Genomic DNA, 18,733 nt, shown 5'->3' on the forward strand with positions numbered 1-18,733 from the left:
TTACAATAACGTGTAGGTTTGGCCTCGCCCAACATGAGTGCGGGCACGGCTCGGTGCAAAGATATGGAACGAAACCGCAACTATTGAGGTCAGCAGACCTAGGAACCATTCAACATATTTTTGATACCAGCTAAATGTGATTTAGCTAGGTTTTTAGAGCGCTCTTCACAAGGTGCCACTTTTTTACCAAACCACTCCAGATATTCTGCGGGCAATTCCTCTAGAAACCGACTGGGTAGACAGTCTTGCATTTCTCCCGCTTTACGTCGTTGATTTGCTAAGGTAAAACATAAGCCTTTTTGTGCCCGAGTAATACCTACATAGGCTAAACGTCGTTCCTCTTCAATTTGATCATCATCGATGCTGACTCGATGCGGCAGTAATTCCTCTTCCATACCCACTAGGTACACAAAAGGAAATTCTAATCCCTTTGATGCATGTAGAGTTAAGAGCTGGATTGAGTCGCTATCTTCTTCATCAGACTGCTCCAAGATATCAATTAAAATTAATTTATTGATTACATCGGTTAAGGTGTGTTCTGGTTTTTTGGCTAATAAACGGCCTACCCATTCCAATAACTCCCAGACATTATCCATCCGTTTCTGCGCTTTAGCTGGTGTATCGCATTGCTCATAGATATAGGCTTCATAGCCGCTGTCTTCAACCATTTGTTTCAAATGTTCCACAATGGCCGCGGATGATGCAATGCGTTTTTTTATTTCCTCCATCCATGATTTAAATTGCAATAAGGCGGCCCGCGGTTTGTCGGCGATACTTTCACTAAGGGCCAAATGATCCATTACCTTATAAAGACTAAGGCCACGGCTTTGGGCATAGTTCCCTAGAACATCGAGGCTTGCCTCTCCAATTCCTCGTTTGGGCGTATTGATGACTCTTAAGAAAGCGGCGTCATCTGCGTCATTACATAATAATTTTAAATAGGCAAAGATGTCTTTAATCTCTGCTTTGGCAAACCATGATTGGCCTCCGCTAATACGGTAGGGAATACCATAATGACGCAGTACTTTTTCAAAGATTCGTGATTGGTGATTTCCACGGTACAATATTGCATAGTCACCATACTCAGTTCTAGCACGCATTTTATGACTAATTAAATCCGCAACCACTTGTTCTGCCTCATCATTTTCATCTTTGCAACGAACTACTCGCAACAATTCGCCTTGCCCCAGATCGCTCCACAATTTTTTATCAAAAAGATGCGGATTATTGGCAATGAGATGATTGGCAGCATTTAATATAATGTTGGTTGAGCGATAATTTTGTTCTAATTTAATGATTCTTAATTGAGGATAATCCTCTTGCAACTGTTTTAAGTTTTCTGGTTTAGCTCCTCGCCAGGCATAGATGGACTGATCATCATCGCCTACAACGGTAAATTGTGAGCGGATTCCGGTGAGTAGTTTGACCAGAAGATACTGACTGGTATTTGAATCTTGATATTCATCTACTAATAAGTGGCGAATTTTATTTTGCCAATATTCCCTCACCGCAGGGTGGTCCTTAAGCAAGGTCACTGGAAGGCGAATTAAGTCGTCAAAATCAACCGCATTGTATGCTTTTAATGCTTGTTGATAGCGTGGATAAAGTACGGCTGCTTCGGCATATAAAAGCGCATCAGAGGGATTTCGCAAGACTTCCTCTGGAGTAAGTAGATCATTCTTCCAACGTGATATGCGTTGTTGAATCTGGAGAAGAAAATCACGCTCAGTTGCCTTATTGGCAGGTAAAAAGCTGCGCAATATTTGTAAGCAATCTTCGCTATCAAAGATGGAGAACCCCTTCTTTAGATCACATAAAGCAAGATTACGTTTTATCATGCTTAAACCTAAGGTATGAAAGGTGGCAATTTTTAATCCCCGCCGATTTGCGGCAGGAAGAACTGCGGCGACTCGAGCACGCATTTCACTGGCTGCTTTGTTGGTAAAGGTTACAGCACATACGCTGTTGGCTGCATACCCACACTCATTAATTAGGTAGCCTATCTTTTGCGTGATGACTCGTGTTTTGCCGCTGCCTGCTCCTGCAAGAACTAATAAAGGTCCGTCTATATAATTTACGGCTGCCATTTGTTGGCTATTTAGCATCTTTCGGGTTCTCACTCAAAAAAGAGCGATTATTGCTTCTATGACAGGATGAATCAATGATTAATTCATGGAGCGCTCTACGTCAAACTCTTCTTCAGTGTCAATTTCAATAAATTGTTGACGTGCATCTACTGGTTTAGATTCTTCAACATCATCTATACCTAAAATTACTTTATCTAAAGTTTTAATAATAGGTATTAGTATATTTTTATCAATCATGATAGGGCCTCTTTTTTTATGTGGGATTCTTTAAGCATAGTTCACCATAGGGATTTCTCCACTAAAAAAGAGTAAAAATAGTGTTAGCGTTTGCTATGCGGAGGGTATTTGCAATAGGACAGGAGTTCCCAGTTGGCTTCACCTATTGGGCTTTACGATAGAGGGATTACTGTTACTGCATTTATATTTATATAGTTACCTACAGTTAGGCAATTTAACATCAGGCCTGTTTCTCAAAATGTGACGCCAGGAACTAGTTATGCCGATACGATTACGTTAACAGTAACTTACTTAAATATAGAGAAATTGCTGGATTTTCGCCGTTAATGCTCTATTCTAAGCATAAAAAGTTATTCATTAGACAATAAACTAAGATAGAATACCCCGTATTTATGCACTTGAGTTCATTATGAAAGAATCCGATACCTTGCAACGTTTTATTTTTGAGCATGCCAACATCCGCGGCGAAATTGTACATATCGAACAAACGTATCAAACCATTATGGCGCAACGTAATTATCCGCCGATGGTTAAGAATTTGTTGGGTGAGGCTATTGTTTCCTGCTTGTTGCTTGCATCCAGCATTAAATTTGAAGGCAGTTTGAATTTACAATTTCAAGGAGATAAGCGATTGTCTTTACTCTTGGTGCAATGCGATCATGAGTTGCATATAAGGGCTTTTGCGCGCTTTGAAGAATCTTTGGAAACTGAGGATTATGCCAAAGCATTTCTTAGTGGACAGATGGTGATGACGATTAATCAAGATAATCAAACCAACTCATACCAAAGTGTGGTGCCCTTACAGTCTACCTCAATGAGCGAAAATTTAATGAACTACTTTGCTCAGTCCGAACAAATATCTACACGTGTTTGGCTTGCGGTAAATGAAAATGCTGCTGCCGGAATGTTATTACAGTTAATGCCTGGACAAGATACGGTACAACGCGAGCAGTTCTGGGAGTATGCCGTGCAATTAGGGCAAACCGTAAGTGAAGAAGAATTGTTAACCTTAGATAACCAAACCTTACTCTATCGTTTATATAATGAAACTGAGGTGCGCGTTTTTGATAGCCGCCGCACCGAATTTCATTGCCGTTGCAGCCTGGATAAAATGCGGCAGGTTATCAATGTCCTAGGAGAGAAAGAGGCTCAGGAGTTATTAGAAGAGCAGGGCAAAATAGATATTCGTTGTGATTTTTGTAACAAGGAATACCTGTTTGATGCGATTGATGTGGCTATGTTATTTCATAAATAAAGAAGCAGGCTAAGGGCACTTGGCTGGCCCGCCTAGGGTAGATTGGGCGGTTAATCCCTGTAGTGAAGTAGTATAAACTGTGTTTGCAGGGCGTTTCAGCTCAGCCTATGTTTCCTTTATAAATTTTCATTAAGTAAAAGTCTTAGTCGCAAGTAACCAGGCAACACGTTATTACTGTAACGTTAATTTAATTGAAGATAACAGATTACAATCGGTTTGGATTAATTGTACACATTGCCCACGCATTGCCTGCAATATTTTTTGCAAGCTAATAAATTGCTCACTAAGTTCAATATAAAGCTCGGAGGACGGCTTTTCCTCCAATTCACTCACGCTTAAATAAGCTGCCTGTCCCATTTCTGAAAAATAACTTAGGCTGACGTGACGTCGTTTGGCGATTCCAGGGAAGAGACCACAGAAAAGTAAGCTTTTATCGCCGACATCTCGCAGATGTTGCGTTTTCATAGGTCGTGACTTATGGACCGATTCTAAAAAGTCGAGCGCAACAACTGATTCAATGAGCTTAGTTCCTTGAGAAAAGCGCATTAATAAAAACACTAAATAACTTTCGGTGTTTTCATTGAGTACAAGCCGGGTCGCAGCTTGAGCCTCATTAACCAAGGCATGCCATTGGCTAATATCAGTAGGATGTAAAATTAATGGTTGCATATAGCCCCCTTTTTAAGCTCCTCACTAATAGTCTAGCAAAGCTTTGCTATTTCTGTGTATTTTAAGGTAAATCAATGATTTTTATTTTGTAGGGCGTGGGATTTTGGCTTGTAGATTATATTGAATTGAGCTTAATTAACGTGCCGGATAGGTTTTAGTTGTCTATTGATGTATAATGTCGAATGTATGAACAAATACATTGTTTTTTCCTTATAAAGGCTATTTATGATTGAACAGATTCGCAATATTGCCATCATTGCACACGTAGACCATGGCAAAACCACCCTCGTTGATAAACTTTTACAACAAACAGGTACTCTTAATGAACGAGCTCCTAAAGTCGAGCGCGTTATGGATTCTAATGCTTTGGAAAAAGAGCGAGGCATTACTATTTTAGCTAAAAACACGTGTGTGTATTGGAATGATCATCAAATTAATATTGTTGATACTCCAGGGCACGCGGACTTCGGTGGTGAAGTTGAGCGAATTCTGTCGATGGTAGATAGTGTGTTGTTATTGGTCGATGCGGTAGATGGCCCTATGCCACAAACTCGTTTCGTAACGCAAAAAGCATTTGCGCGTGGATTAAATCCAATCGTTGTGATTAACAAAATTGACCGTCCAGGTGCACGTCCTGATTGGGTTATGGATCAAGTGTTTGATTTATTTGACAATCTTGGCGCAACTGATGAACAGTTGGATTTCCCCGTTGTTTACGCTTCGGCATTAAATGGGTATGCCAAACTGAATCTAGAAGATGAAGCTACGGACATGAGCGCTTTACTGCAAACCATTATTGATAAGGTTGAGGCTCCACACGTGGATGCTGAAGGCCCATTCCAAATGCAAATCAGCTCTCTGGATTATTCCTCTTATGTAGGAACTATTGGTATTGGCCGTATTAGCCGTGGTCAAATTAAAGCAAAATCGCCTGTGAAAATCATGGACAAAGACGGTAACATTCGTACTGGTCGTTTATTGCAACTATTAGGCTTTAGAGGTTTGGAGCGTGTTGAGATTGAAGAGGCAAGCGCTGGTGACATCGTAGCGATCACCGGTATCGAAGGCTTGAAAATTTCTGATACGGTTTGCGATCCATCCATGGTGGAAGGTTTACCTGCACTTTCGGTTGATGAGCCAACAATCAGCATGACCTTCCAGGTAAATGATTCACCTTTTGTCGGTCAAGACGGTAAATTTGTTACCTCACGTAAAATTCGTGAACGTTTGGATACTGAGTTATTACACAATGTGGCATTACGCGTTGAAGATTGCGACGACCCGGATAAATTCCGAGTTTCAGGCCGTGGAGAATTGCATTTATCTATTCTCATTGAAACCATGCGTCGTGAAGGCTATGAGCTTGCAATTAGTAAGCCTGAGGTAATTCTTCATGAAGTTGATGGCGAGCAACAAGAGCCTTATGAGCGTTTAACCGTTGATGTGGAAGAAAATCATCAAGGTGCGATCATGGAAAAGTTGGGTGAGCGCCGTGGTGAAATGCAAGATATGGTTCCAGATGGAAAAGGGCGAGTACGCTTAGATTACATCATACCAACTCGCGGCCTTATTGGTTTCCATAGCGAGTTCTTATCTGCTACTTCGGGTACTGGCTTAATGTATCACGTGTATGATCATTATGGTCCTGCGTATAAAGGACGAATTGGTAAGCGGGTGAATGGGGTATTAATCGCCAACTGCCAAGGGGCTGCCCGTGCTTTTGCCTTGTTTAACTTACAAGAACGCGGACGTTTATTTGTCGAACACCAAACCCCTTGTTACGAAGGTATGGTAGTTGGTATTCATGCCCGTGATAATGATTTGGTAGTGAATGTAACCAAAGAAAAACAATTAACTAACATGCGTGCTTCAGGTACGGATGAAAATATTATTCTAACGCCACCAATTAGATTAACTCTGGAACAAGCATTGGAATTTATTGATGAAGATGAATTGGTTGAAGTAACACCCAGTTCAATTCGTATTCGTAAAAAAGCGTTGAAAGAGCATGAGCGCAAAAAAGCATCTAGAGCGAACAGTGACGAATAAAAGTAAATTTAAGCGTGTGATTTTATATGCACGCCAACATCGTGCAAACCCAGGGGTTAACGACAGCTTAAACCGTTTGGTTGAGTTTTTGGAAAGCCAAAAGGTTAGTGTCTACCAAGACGTTGACACTTTATTGGGTTTTGACGTGCAATTACCGGTCTTAACTAAAAATGAGATGGGTGAAAAAAACGATTTGATCATTGTGATTGGCGGAGATGGTAGCTTGATTTCCGCCGCTCGCATGGCCACGAAAGTAAATACGCCGGTTATCGGAATCAACCGCGGACGCCTAGGCTTTTTGACTGACATCCTACCTAATGATATTGAAAGCCAGCTTAGCGCAGTATTGGCTGGACAATATAAGGAAGAAAAGCGCTTCTTATTGCATGCTCGCATTTATGATGATAACGAGACCTATTTTGAAGGTGATGCAGTAAATGATGTGGTTTTATCACGTGGCAATGAAACGCATTTAATTGAGTTTTCAGTATATGTTAATGAGCAGTTGGTCAGTCATTATCGCTCCGACGGTATGATTTTATCGACGCCTACGGGCTCTACAGCTTATGCCTTATCTGCCGGTGGACCAATTATGCATCCTGAATTGAATGCAATAGTGCTGGTGCCGATGTTTTCACACAGCTTAAGTTCACGTCCTTTGGTCGTTGATGGTGAGTCAAAAATTGAATTACACATTAATGAAAGCAATGAAGCGGATCTGTGTGTGAGTTGTGATGGACATCAGTCGCGTATGGTAAAAGCTGGCCAGCGAGTTGCGATTCAAAAAGATGCACATCAGTTACGATTGTTGCATCCCCTTGATTATCATTACTATGATACATTACGATCCAAGCTTGGTTGGGAATCCACACATCAGGGATAAATCATGCTTACAACTTTGTGCATTGAACAATTTGCAATCGTGCAACACCTGGAATTAGATTTTACTCAGGGAATGACTGCTTTTACAGGTGAAACTGGGGCAGGTAAGTCGATTATGATCGATGCGTTATTACTGGCTTTAGGCGAACGTGCGGATGCTTCAGTGATTCGTCCCGGTCAGGATAAATGCGACATCACTGCAGGTTTTTACGTGCATCAAAATTCTGAGCCTGCACAATGGCTTGCCGAGCAAGATATTCCTTGTGATGATGGCGAGGTTTATTTACGCCGAGTAATCTATGCCGAAGGGCGTTCAAAATCGTACATTAATGGACAACCTTTTCCTCTGCAAAAAATTAAAGAACTAAGCGAAAAACTAGTGCATATTCATGGACAACATCAGACGCAAACCCTGATGCAGCACGCCACCCATCGCCAGCAATTAGACCAATACGCCAAGAATTATGGTTTGGTTGAGGAAGTGGCTCGGCTTTACAAGCAGTGCCAAAAAGTTCAACAAGAAATTGCTACCTTACAAAGTTTAGAGCAACAAGCTGATCGAATCGAATTATTAAAATTTCAAATCGAAGAGCTTTCCGCATTAAATCTGCAAGAGAACGAAACTGAGGCATTGTATCAAGAGCATCAAATGTTGCATCACGCGAAAGAATACTTGCAACACAGCCAACACATTCATGATTTATTAAATGCTGAGGATGAGCCTAATGTGTGTACGAGCTTAAATCATATTTTGCAATCGCTTAGCCAACTACCTCAAGAGCAAGCGCAAATTAAAAACACCTATGAATTAATTAATGGTGCTTTAATCCAATGTGAAGAAGCCATTGGCGAAATGCAGCAATTTGCTGAGTGCGTGCATCTTGATCCAGAGCGTTTGCATGAAATAGAAAGCCGCATGAGCATCATTCATCAATTAGCGCGAAAATATCATGTTGATAGCAGTCAACTAGCAGAACATGCCCAACGGTTACAAAAAGAATTAACGCTATTACAAGACAGTGAAGGTAAATTAGCCGATTTGCAACGCCAACATCAAGAACTGGTAGCTGCCTATGAGCAAGCAGCAAAGAATTTAAGATGTGCCAGACAAGAGCATGGTCCCAAATTGGCCCAGGAAATCACCACCAGTATTCAACAATTGGGAATGCCCAAGGGTTGGGTTGAAATTGACATAACCCCCTTAGACAAGATATATGCTCATGGTATGGATAAAGTTGAATATAAAGTATGTACCAACCCTGGTATGCAGCCTGACGCACTTAGTAAAATTGCTTCCGGAGGGGAGCTCTCACGAATCGGCTTAGCCATTCAAATGATCACGGCTCAACAAGGGGCTACTCCAACCTTGTTATTTGACGAAGTAGACGTGGGCATTGGCGGTATCACGGCTGCTTTAGTGGGGCAAATGCTGCGTAAATTAGGCGAGCGTTTGCAGGTATTTTGCGTTACTCATCAACCTCAGGTTGCCGCATCGGCTCACAACCATTTTATGGTGGAAAAGAGTAGTGATAATACCCAGACATTCACTCGCATTTCCTTATTGCAGCAGGCAGAAAAAATCGACGAAATCGCCCGCATGCTCGGTGGCTTAACAATAACAGAACAAACGCGCTCACATGCACGAGAACTATTACAGCAGAGTGCGTAAGCACGTTCAGTTAAAAAAAGGAACTCAGGAATGCAACTAATACCAATCATTCTTTGTGGTGGCGCGGGTTCACGCCTTTGGCCAGTTTCACGTGAACTACATCCTAAGCCCTTTATGCGTCTTGCAGACGGGCAAAGTTTATTTCAAAAAGCATTTATTCGCGGTGCTTCTTTACCTAATGTACGTGAAGCAATGATCGTTACGAATAAAGAGTTTTTATTTAAAATGATTGAAGAAAGCTCCGAGGTCAATGCGAATCATATTGAAACCTCCTACATTATGGAGCCCTTTGGCCGTAATACGGCAGCAGCTATTGCATCCGCTGTCCTGAACACCATTAATTTGCATGGTGAACAGGCGATGATGCTTGTTTTGGCAGCGGACCATTTAATTCTGAATCAAGATGCATTTCAAGCTGCAGTGAATGATGCCTTGGAATTGGCAATTAATGACAAGTTAGTCACTTTTGGTATTTCGCCTACCGAGCCTAAAACAGAATATGGATACATTGAAGCGGAGGCAAATCAAGTCGTACGTTTCGTAGAAAAGCCAGCATTAGACAAAGCCCAGGAATATTTAATTTCTGGTCGTTTCCTCTGGAACTCAGGAATGTTCTTATTCTCAGCAGGTTCCATGTTGCACGCTCTAGAAGAGCATTGTCCAGAAATTTTGCATGCCGTGCGCGCTTGTTTTGCTAAGTCACATTGGGTGCATCATCAAAATGTTGTGGGTTTGGAGTTAGATGAAGAAACCTTTGCTCAAGTTCCAGATAATTCCATTGACTATGCGGTCATGGAAAAAGCTGAGAATATCGCTGTGGTACCCTGTCAAATTGGCTGGAGTGATGTGGGCTCATGGACATCTATTGATGAGTTGATTGAGCCTGATGCGCAAGGCAACCGCTTGGAAGGTGACGGCGAAGTGTTTTTGCACGAGGTGACCAACTGCGACATAAGAAGTAATAATCGTTTGGTTGGCGCGGTGGGGCTTGATAATTTATTAATTGTGGATACTCCGGATGCGTTGCTCGTTGCCGACAAGTCACGTGCGCAGGATGTAAAACATATTTATACCCAATTAAAAGCATGTGGTCATGAAGCTTATAAATTACATCGTACGGTATATCGCCCCTGGGGTACTTATACCATACTGGAGCAAAGCGAACGCTTTAAGATAAAACGTATTGAAGTAAAACCGGGAGCAAGCTTAAGCCTGCAGATGCATCATCATCGCAGCGAGCACTGGATTGTGGTTAGCGGGATGGCTAAAGTCGTTAATGGTGAAGAAGAGTTTTTTGTTCGCGTTAACGAGTCTACTTATATTCCCGCAGGTTGCAAACACCGTTTGGAAAACCCAGGAGTCCTTGATCTGGTGATGATTGAGGTACAAAGTGGTGATTATCTGGGAGAGGATGATATTGTGCGTTTTCAAGATAACTATGGAAGGGGTTAATTTCCATGAAACTCGCTTGTTTTAAGTCTTATGATATTCGCGGTAAGCTTGGAATTGAATTGAATGAAGAGCTTGCATACCGCATTGGCTTTGCTTACACGCAATTTCTAAACGCAAACTCCGTGGTAGTCGGCAGTGATGTGCGCCACAGCAGTGAGCCATTAAAGCAGGCTTTAGCGCGCGGCATCATGGATGCCGGAGCCGACGTTATTGATATCGGCATGGCAGGTACCGAAGAGGTGTATTTTGCTACCTTTCATTTACCTGTTGATGGCGGAATAGAAGTTACTGCCAGCCATAATCCAATTGATTACAACGGCATGAAATTAGTCCGTAAGGGGGCTGCCCCCATTAGCGGCGATAGTGGCTTAAAGGCCATTGAAGAGCTTGTGATAAAAAATGAATTTCAACCCGCTGCACAAAAAGGACAATATAAGCAATTAAATGTGTTAGATGCTTATGTCGATCATTTACTAAGTTACATTAATCCACAGCACTTGAAACCATTAAAACTAGTTGTTGATGCGGGTAATGGGGCTGCCGGGCATGTCATCGATGCGATCGAGGCGCGTTTTAAAGTAGCAAATATCCCTGTTAGTTTTATTAAGATTCATCACGAAGCAGATGGTGATTTTCCTCATGGAATTCCAAACCCCTTGCTAATGGAAAACCGTCAAGCAACAGCGGCGGCAGTAAAGGCTTACCAAGCAGATATGGGTATTGCTTGGGATGGGGATTTTGATCGTTGTTTCTTATTCAATGCTCAGGGGGAGTTTATTGAAGGATATTATCTGGTTGGCCTCTTAGCAGAAGCCTTTCTTAAGAAACATCCTGGTGGCAAAGTAATTCATGACCCGCGCCTTATTTGGAATACTATTAATATTGCTCAGCGTGCCAATGGGCAGGCAATTCAATGTAAAACTGGGCATGCTTTTATTAAAGAGCGTATGCGCAGTGAAAATGCGGTTTATGGGGGGGAAATGAGTGGACATCATTATTTCCGTAATTTTGCTTACTGTGACAGTGGAATGATTCCTTGGTTATTAGTGATTGAATTGATGAGTCACACTAATAAGTCATTAAAAAGCCTCATCGATGAATGTGTTAATGCATTTCCTTGCAGCGGTGAAATCAATTATGAAGTTGCCGATGCTAAGTTAGTGATGGAGCGTGTAGAAGCTCATTTTTCTGCATTACAGCCCAAAATAGACCGGACCGATGGTATTAGTCTGGAATTTGAACATATGCGGCTAAACTTACGTGCTTCAAATACCGAGCCTCTCTTACGATTAAATGTGGAAACACGTGGAAATCTGCCTTTGGTGCAGGAAACTGTGGGAGTAGTGGAGGCGCTTATATTGAACTAAATGTTCTCTTGAGCGCTCCTGTTATTATGATTCAATTTATGATAGTTTACGCCCTTTATCACGTTTTAAAGTAGGATATTCCAAATGCTTAAGGTAATGACTATAGTAGGCACCAGGCCTGAATTAATAAAGATGTCACGCGTCATTGCTGAATTTGATAAACATACAAACCATGTCTTAGTTCATACGGGACAGAATTTTGATTATGAGCTTAATCAAATTTTTTTTGATGATTTGGAAATCCGTAAACCGGATTATTTTTTAGAGGCCGTAGGAGATACAGCCGCTCAAGCAATTGCGCGTATCATTGAGAAAGCCGATGAAGTATTGGAAAAAGAAAAGCCCGACGCGCTCCTACTTTATGGGGATACCAATTCTTGCCTCGCTGTTCTTTCTGCCAAACGCCGTAAAATTCCTGTATTTCATATGGAGGCAGGTAATCGTTGTTTTGATCAACGTGTTCCTGAAGAATTAAATCGCAAAGTACTAGATCATTTAAGCGACATCAATTTAGTGTTGTCCGAGCATGCACGTCGCTATTTAATTAATGAAGGAATCCCTGCAGAAAGAATCATTAAAACCGGTTCTCATATGCACGAGGTGCTGGAACATTTTATGCCCAATATTTTATCATCTAACATATTGGCACAACTTGATTTGCAACCACAGCAATATTTTTTAGTCAGCAATCACCGTGAAGAAAATGTAGACGTTCCCGAAAATTTGCAGGCTCTATTAGATACATTACAGTCTTTGGCACAAACGTATAATATGCCGGTTGTGGTTTCCACTCATCCGCGAACAAGAAAGAGATTAGAGAGTCTCAATGTCACCCAATTGGATTCGCGCATTCGCTTCTTAAAACCTTTCGGCTTTCTCGATTACATTAAACTGCAAATGGAAGCATTTTGTATTTTATCAGACAGTGGCACAATCACCGAAGAGGCCTCTCTTTTAAATCTTCCTGCGGTTACTATTCGCAATACACATGAACGTCCAGAGGGAATGGATGATACGACATTGATTATGTGCGGACTTAAATCAGCCAGTGTTTTGGATGCGGTACGTATTGTCACTTCTCAACATAATCAAAACTCACGCACTTTTAAGGTCGTTTCAGATTATGAGGGGGGCTGTGTTTCGAAAAAAATGGTTCGAATCGTAACGAGTTATGTTGATTATATTAATCGAGTAATATGGTCAAAATAGAATAATTTCAGCCTTCAATAATTTCAAAATTCATCAGGGAGGAATAATAGGGAATCATGAGTAAAAATATAGAAATACATCCTCGCTCGCTCTATTTTTCCTGTGCAGATGGTATAAGAGGATTGGCATGTTTTATAGTGTTGATAACTCATGCGATCACGATGTTTTTCATAAACTCATCACCCTACCTTGCTGGTAGTGGAAAAATTGGCTGTTGGTTGTTTTTTGTTTTAAGTGCTTTTTTATTGACTACAAAGTTCAAAGCATCAGGTTTTGGTTCTTCTCAGCTGATACACTATGGGATAAGCCGCTTTTTAAGAATCATTCCTCTTTATTTGTTAGCTCTTATTGTTTATAAATTTTTAGGGACAACTGGTATTAGTTCATGGAGAAATGTGGAAGATGCGTTATTTCTAAAACAAGGTTTTTCACATTTATGGACCATTCCTGTAGAGTTTAAATTTTATTTTTATTTACCCCTGTTTGCATTTATTTTGATTCAATCAGCTAAGATCAATCTTTTATTCCCTACGCTTTTTTTTGGGACTTTCATTGCAATAGAGCAGCTTTATTGGCCTTATTGGCATACCCCAATTAATTCTATTGACGTCAATTACTATTTAACCCCTTTTACTACAGGAGTTTTTTTTGCTGCAATTTATGAGCGATTAAAACCATATGCCACATCAACAAATGCAAGTTTTATTGGTTTTGCAACCATGGTAGGGTGTCTTGTTTCCCTGCCAATTTCTAAACTCTATTTTTTCAAAATTCCTTTAGATCTTAGTTTGGCAAATCAATTTATTTATTTTGGATTGATATGGGCTTTATTTATTGTTTTTACTCTGGAAGGCAAAGGCTTGTATGGGCGACTTCTGGGTGCTTCCTTTTTTCGAATAATAGGTAAGTGGAGCTATTCTATTTATCTTTTTCATTGGCTTGTCTATGTGAAATACCTCCAACATTGGCCTAATAGTATTCTTGCCCTAAGTGCAGCCTTGATATCTGCCATTTTAGTCGGTGGGGTGGTTTTTTATTTAGTAGAGAAGCCTCTAGAGGGTTTGAGGCAATACAGTAAAGCTAAGCCTTCTTTGAGGAAGGGGTTATTTTATTTGAGAATGCGGACATGGGGACGTTTATCATTTACCATAAAGTAAAAATTTATTAAACTCTGCTGCAATTTTTATTAATTTAAAATTATTTGTAATAATATAGGAACAATATGAAATACATTCTTATTGCACTTTCATCCTTTATCTGGATTTCTAATGCTTACGCTTATTTAGATCCAGGAACAGGTAGTTTAATCATTCAGTCCACTATTGCAGCAATTACGGGTGGGCTTTTTATATTAAAGACTTATTGGCATAAATTAAAGGCAAAATTGTTTTCCAGGAGTGAAAAAGTAAAAGATGATAATGACAGCCAACAAGCCTAAGCAAGTTCTCAATAAAGTAGAAGGTCATCGCTCTTCTTTTCGTGATCCCTGTGGGCAAATCTATAAGTTGAATGGGGAAATATATCGTCAAATTACTGAAGCGGGTTATCCCGATTATCAGCATCTTATGGCCTCTGGATTATATAAGGAATTACAATCTAAAAGTTATTTAATTCCTCACCAGGAAGTTGCCCTTGAATTGGCATTCAATAAACAGGCTCGAGTAGTTTTAAAACCGGAAGAAATAGGATGTATATCTTATTGCTATGAATGGTCCTTTTCTCAGTTCAAAGATGCTGCACTATTGACCCTGGAAATTGCAAAGCGTGCAATCGAATATGGAATGATTTTAAAAGATGCAAGTGCTTATAATGTCCAATTCCATCATGGAAAACCTATTTTTATTGATACTTCTTCTTTTGCGCTTTATAAGGAAGGGGAGCCTTGGGTTGCTTATAATCAGTTTTGTCGGCACTTTTTAGCTCCATTATTATTAATGGCTAAAGTAGATATCCGCATGGGCAAGCTCTCCCAGCAATATATTGATGGCATACCACTTGATCTGGCAAGTAAGTTATTACCATTTAAAAGCAAGTTTTCATTTTCTATTTTTGCTCACATTCATGCGCATGCAAAAGTTCAGCAAAAATATAGTAATGCTGCAAATATGAAAGCCAAGCGCACTCAGAAAATTTCTAAAATAAATTTACTTGGCCTAATAGATAACCTAAGTTCCTTAATTAAAAAAATAAATTGGTCGCCAATAAAAACTGAATGGGGTGACTATTATAATCAAACTAATTATTCAGATGTAGCAACCAAACACAAGGCAGAGACAGTAAAAGAGTTATTTCATCTTTCAACAGCAAATTCTGCTTGGGATTTGGGGGGAAATAATGGTTATTACAGTCGGGTTATTGCTGAGGCAGGAGCAAATGTTATTTGCTTTGATATTGATCCCATGGCAGTCGAGACAAATTATCAAAAAATAAAAAAAGATAAGACCCAATCCATTCTACCTTTACTACAGGATTTAACTAATCCAAGTTCAAGCCTTGGGTGGCAACAAACGGAACGGGATGGGTTACTTGAACGAGGCGGCAAAGTAAATTTAATTATGGCTTTGGCATTAATCCACCATTTAGCAATTTCCAATAATGTACCTCTGGAGCATATTGCTGAATATTTCTCCCGATTAGGTGATTATTTGCTTATAGAATTTGTACCTAAGGAAGACTCACAAGTTCAACGCCTTTTAGCAAGTAGGGAGGATATTTTCCCGAACTATCATTTAGAATCGTTCAGAAATACTTTTTCTAATTACTATACCATCTTAGAGGAGCGCTCGATTCAAGAAACTTCGCGGATGCTTTTTTTGATGAAAAAAATAGGCTAATAGCATGTTGAAAAAATTAAATGAAAACTGGCGTTATCTTTTGGTAATTCCTTTATTTTTCACTGCATTATGTACTGCATACCTCCAACATAATGGAATAAGTATAACGCGTCCAGAGGCATTATATTCTTATCTGTTATTACTTCTACTTGGTTTGACTCCTTCTGCCATTATGGTTTTTAGTGGAACTGCATTACGATTGCTTATCCTCTCAGGATTACTTTTTCTTTTCCTATTAAGCCAATTGAAAGCAGTACCTGTTTTGCCCTTTGGATTAAAGTACCGTTATAGCGCGCCCTTTATCGTTATGGGGCTTATGGCAGTCTTATATTGCATCCGTGAAAAACTCGACAAGCTTCTTCTTATTGTTTTCACTGTCTTTTGGGTTGGCGCTTTTTTTACAGCAAAAACCCCGCCCTTCTCAATTAAACAATTCCACTCAACTCAAGGGAACTCCCAATTACCCCCATATATTGAAATAGTCCTGGATGAACAAATCGGGATTGCCGGAGGCACGCTTTTAGAAGATAAAAAAGCGGATTATTTTTCTAGAGAGTTAATCAACGATTATGTTAAAAAGGATTTCACAGTATATGGTCAGGCCTATAGCCGAGACTTTCAGACCCTGTCCTCTTTCGCGAGTTTTCTTAATTTTAAACCTTTAGACCAGCTTGACGACTATTTACTTCAAGAAAAAGGAATGAATTTAATCACCAAGAATAAACTTTTTGAGCTATTAAGTAAGCAAGGTTATGCAATTAATGTCTTACAGAGTACATATGTTGATCTGTGCACCTATAGAAAAAACGTCAACATTAAAAAATGTAATACTTATAATTATGCTACACCTATATCTTCACCTCTAGTAAGTGTCAGAGAAAAATCAATTGCAATGATCCATGATATTTTTTCTACAGTCCCATTAATGGACAAATTGAGCCATAAGATATTATTTATTTTGTTTCCGGGGAATAAGAAAGAGACTGTAGTTGAAGCCTCAACAGCAACTTACAAAATTTTTCCTGAAATTCTTAAACTAGCCAAAGAAGCTGAGCCTGGCAATGCTTACTTTATTCATTTGTTAATGCCACATTATCCTTATGTGTTTAATGCTAATTGCGAATACATGGGCGATCGCGGGAAAACGTCAGCTACTTACATAGACCAAATTAAATGTACCCATAAAATGATGGGGGAATTTCTTGCGGTTTTGGCAAGTAATCCCGCTACAAGAAACAGTACGATTATAATTCACGGCGATCATGGTTTCCGTACTCCCAAACCAAGTGGCAAAAAAAGTTACTCATTTACTCCAATAAATATAACGAAGACATACAATACTTTTTTTGCTGTAAAAAGTCCCTCACACAAGCCAGGATATAATTCGACGCAATTACCTATAGATTTTTTATTAAAAAATATCCTAACCCAGCATGAGCCAGTTTTTTATAATCCTAAGAAACAGTTTGTTTATTTACGCAGTGATAAACGTACCGATAAGCCATTTGATCGGGGGATTTTTTTAATATCGCAAACTAATACCAGAAAAGAAATAGATGGTTCGTTAATCAACTAACATTTTATAAAAAATACGGTAGCAAGAATCGTGGTAGCCTCTTATAATAGCCTAAAATTAAATCTGCCTTTGAAAAGTAACAAATGAAATACGGTCTCAAATGGCAGGTTGTTGAAAATCCAACGCATGGAACATTACACGTTCAATGAAAATTCATAATAAATTATTAAAGACATCATTCTTTTCCGGGTTATCAACACTTGTTAAAATTCTAACCGGTCTATTGAGCCTAAAAATAATAGCCATGCACACCGGCCCCGAGGGAGTGGCTATATTAGGGCAATTTATGGCATTAGCCAATATCTTTGCTACCATCGCAGGCGGGGGAATTGCTTTAGGTGTTATTAAGTACGTTGCAGAATATACCAAGACACAAGAACTTCAACACTTTTTACCAACGGCAACGCTCTACACATTGTTTTTCTCACTTACAACGATGCTGCTCGGTCTAGTTTTCAGTCAAAAATTGGCTGAATGGATTTTAGGCTCAACTGAATTTGCTTATTTAATGCGTTGGATGGCTATCGCGCAATTGTTTATTGCCATGCATTTACTGCTTTGCTCTATTTTAAATGGCTTTGGCCAGATACGATTACTTATAACGGTTACAATTATAAGTAGTATTCTTAGCTTTATAATTGTTTGTGGTGTTGCGCTTTTATATTCTTTAAAAAGTATTTTACTTGCGTTTGTAGTAGCGCAAGCGTTGGCTATTTTTATTTCATTGCTCTTTGTTTATGCTAAGCATTGGTTTCGCTTCTTATTTTCTTTTAAAATTCAAAAAAAATATCTATTGAATTTATTGCGTTATTCATTTATGAGCACTGTAAGTACCTTAACAGTACCCCTTGCGCAAATCCTAGTGCGCAATGACTTAAATACATTATTTGGATGGGATAGTGTAGGTTATTGGCAAGCTGTTATACGTTTATCCGATGCTTATTTATTGTTTGTAACTGCGGCATTAACCACATATTACTTACCGCGATTATCCGAATTGCAGACCCCTATTGCATTAAAACAAGAGATCACTAGTACTTTTAGAACTCTTATGCCGCTTATTGGCTTAATGCTTATAGGCATTTACCTATTTCGAGGTATTATTATTAATCTTCTTTACAGCAAAAGTTTTACTCCAGCAACAGAGTTGTTTTCTTACCAACTTCTTGGTGATTTTTTTCGAGTTGCAAGTTGGTTATTTACCTATTTACTTCTAGCAAAAGCCTGGACAAAAACATATGTTGTAACGGAAATTATTTTAAGCGCAGTTTTTGTTTGTTTGAGTTATTCATTTTCCAGGAGCTATGGGTTAATAGGGGTAACTTATGCTTTTGCCTTAACCTACTTTATATATTGGCTACTCATGACCATTGTTACAGCTTTTTATTTTAAGCAGGAAAGGAAAAACTATAAATTAGCAACGATTAATTAAATGCCAGCTTAAAGT

General features: G+C 39.5%; 15 protein-coding genes. 12 read left to right on the forward strand and 3 right to left on the reverse strand.

The window, feature by feature from the left end:
- Positions 1-98: 98 nt before the first annotated feature.
- Both E1P08_RS07685 and E1P08_RS17160 read right to left on the reverse strand, forming a co-directional pair.
- Positions 99-2,105, reverse strand: a complete 2,007-nt coding sequence (locus E1P08_RS07685) for a UvrD-helicase domain-containing protein (RefSeq protein WP_133136447.1) — start codon at positions 2,103-2,105, stop codon at positions 99-101.
- A gap of 60 nt (positions 2,106-2,165) precedes the next feature.
- Positions 2,166-2,324, reverse strand: a complete 159-nt coding sequence (locus E1P08_RS17160; RefSeq protein WP_165485125.1) for a hypothetical protein — start codon at positions 2,322-2,324, stop codon at positions 2,166-2,168.
- Between the two features lie 409 nt (positions 2,325-2,733).
- Here E1P08_RS17160 and hslO point away from each other — a divergent pair, with 409 nt between their 5' ends.
- On the forward strand, positions 2,734-3,579 hold the full coding sequence (gene hslO / locus E1P08_RS07690; RefSeq protein ID WP_133136448.1) for an Hsp33 family molecular chaperone HslO: 846 nt from the start codon (positions 2,734-2,736) through the stop codon (positions 3,577-3,579).
- Positions 3,580-3,750: 171 nt separating this feature from the next.
- Here the strand turns inward: hslO and E1P08_RS07695 are convergent, their stop codons facing one another.
- Positions 3,751-4,248 carry a hypothetical protein gene (locus E1P08_RS07695; protein ID WP_133136449.1) on the reverse strand — a complete coding sequence of 166 codons (498 nt, stop codon included), beginning with the start codon at positions 4,246-4,248 and terminating at the stop codon, positions 3,751-3,753.
- Positions 4,249-4,473: 225 nt separating this feature from the next.
- On the opposite strand from E1P08_RS07695, the gene typA reads away from it, so the two are divergent.
- From typA to E1P08_RS07750, 11 genes are all read left to right on the forward strand, one after another.
- Complete coding sequence (gene typA, locus E1P08_RS07700) at positions 4,474-6,297, forward strand: translational GTPase TypA (RefSeq protein WP_133136450.1); 1,824 nt, start codon at positions 4,474-4,476, stop codon at positions 6,295-6,297.
- Entirely contained in the window at positions 6,257-7,180 is a 924-nt protein-coding gene (locus E1P08_RS07705; RefSeq protein ID WP_133136451.1) for an NAD(+) kinase, read from the forward strand. The genes typA and E1P08_RS07705 overlap by 41 nt, the downstream gene beginning before the upstream one ends.
- Positions 7,181-7,183: 3 nt before the next feature.
- Entirely contained in the window at positions 7,184-8,848 is a 1,665-nt protein-coding gene (gene recN, locus E1P08_RS07710) for a DNA repair protein RecN (protein WP_133136452.1), read from the forward strand.
- Between the two features lie 30 nt (positions 8,849-8,878).
- On the forward strand, positions 8,879-10,300 hold the full coding sequence (locus E1P08_RS07715; RefSeq protein WP_133136453.1) for a mannose-1-phosphate guanylyltransferase/mannose-6-phosphate isomerase: 1,422 nt from the start codon (positions 8,879-8,881) through the stop codon (positions 10,298-10,300).
- Positions 10,301-10,305: 5 nt separating this feature from the next.
- On the forward strand, positions 10,306-11,667 hold the full coding sequence (locus E1P08_RS07720; protein WP_133136454.1) for a phosphohexomutase domain-containing protein: 1,362 nt from the start codon (positions 10,306-10,308) through the stop codon (positions 11,665-11,667).
- Positions 11,668-11,751: 84 nt separating this feature from the next.
- Positions 11,752-12,876, forward strand: a complete 1,125-nt coding sequence (wecB, locus tag E1P08_RS07725; protein WP_133136455.1) for a non-hydrolyzing UDP-N-acetylglucosamine 2-epimerase — start codon at positions 11,752-11,754, stop codon at positions 12,874-12,876.
- 56 nt (positions 12,877-12,932) lie between these two features.
- Positions 12,933-14,033 carry an acyltransferase family protein gene (locus E1P08_RS07730; protein ID WP_133136456.1) on the forward strand — a complete coding sequence of 367 codons (1,101 nt, stop codon included), beginning with the start codon at positions 12,933-12,935 and terminating at the stop codon, positions 14,031-14,033.
- Between the two features lie 65 nt (positions 14,034-14,098).
- On the forward strand, positions 14,099-14,314 hold the full coding sequence (locus E1P08_RS07735; RefSeq protein WP_133136457.1) for a hypothetical protein: 216 nt from the start codon (positions 14,099-14,101) through the stop codon (positions 14,312-14,314).
- Positions 14,295-15,710, forward strand: coding sequence for a class I SAM-dependent methyltransferase (locus E1P08_RS07740; protein ID WP_133136458.1), 1,416 nt, complete (start codon positions 14,295-14,297; stop codon positions 15,708-15,710). Before E1P08_RS07735 ends, E1P08_RS07740 begins: the two co-directional genes overlap by 20 nt.
- Before the next feature lie 4 nt (positions 15,711-15,714).
- Positions 15,715-17,286, forward strand: a complete 1,572-nt coding sequence (locus tag E1P08_RS07745; protein ID WP_133136459.1) for a sulfatase-like hydrolase/transferase — start codon at positions 15,715-15,717, stop codon at positions 17,284-17,286.
- A gap of 145 nt (positions 17,287-17,431) precedes the next feature.
- Positions 17,432-18,718 carry an O-antigen translocase gene (locus E1P08_RS07750; RefSeq protein ID WP_133136460.1) on the forward strand — a complete coding sequence of 429 codons (1,287 nt, stop codon included), beginning with the start codon at positions 17,432-17,434 and terminating at the stop codon, positions 18,716-18,718.
- Positions 18,719-18,733: the final 15 nt, after the last annotated feature.

Source organism: Legionella rowbothamii, from assembly GCF_900639985.1.
Classification (GTDB): Bacteria; Pseudomonadota; Gammaproteobacteria; order Legionellales; family Legionellaceae; genus Legionella; species Legionella rowbothamii.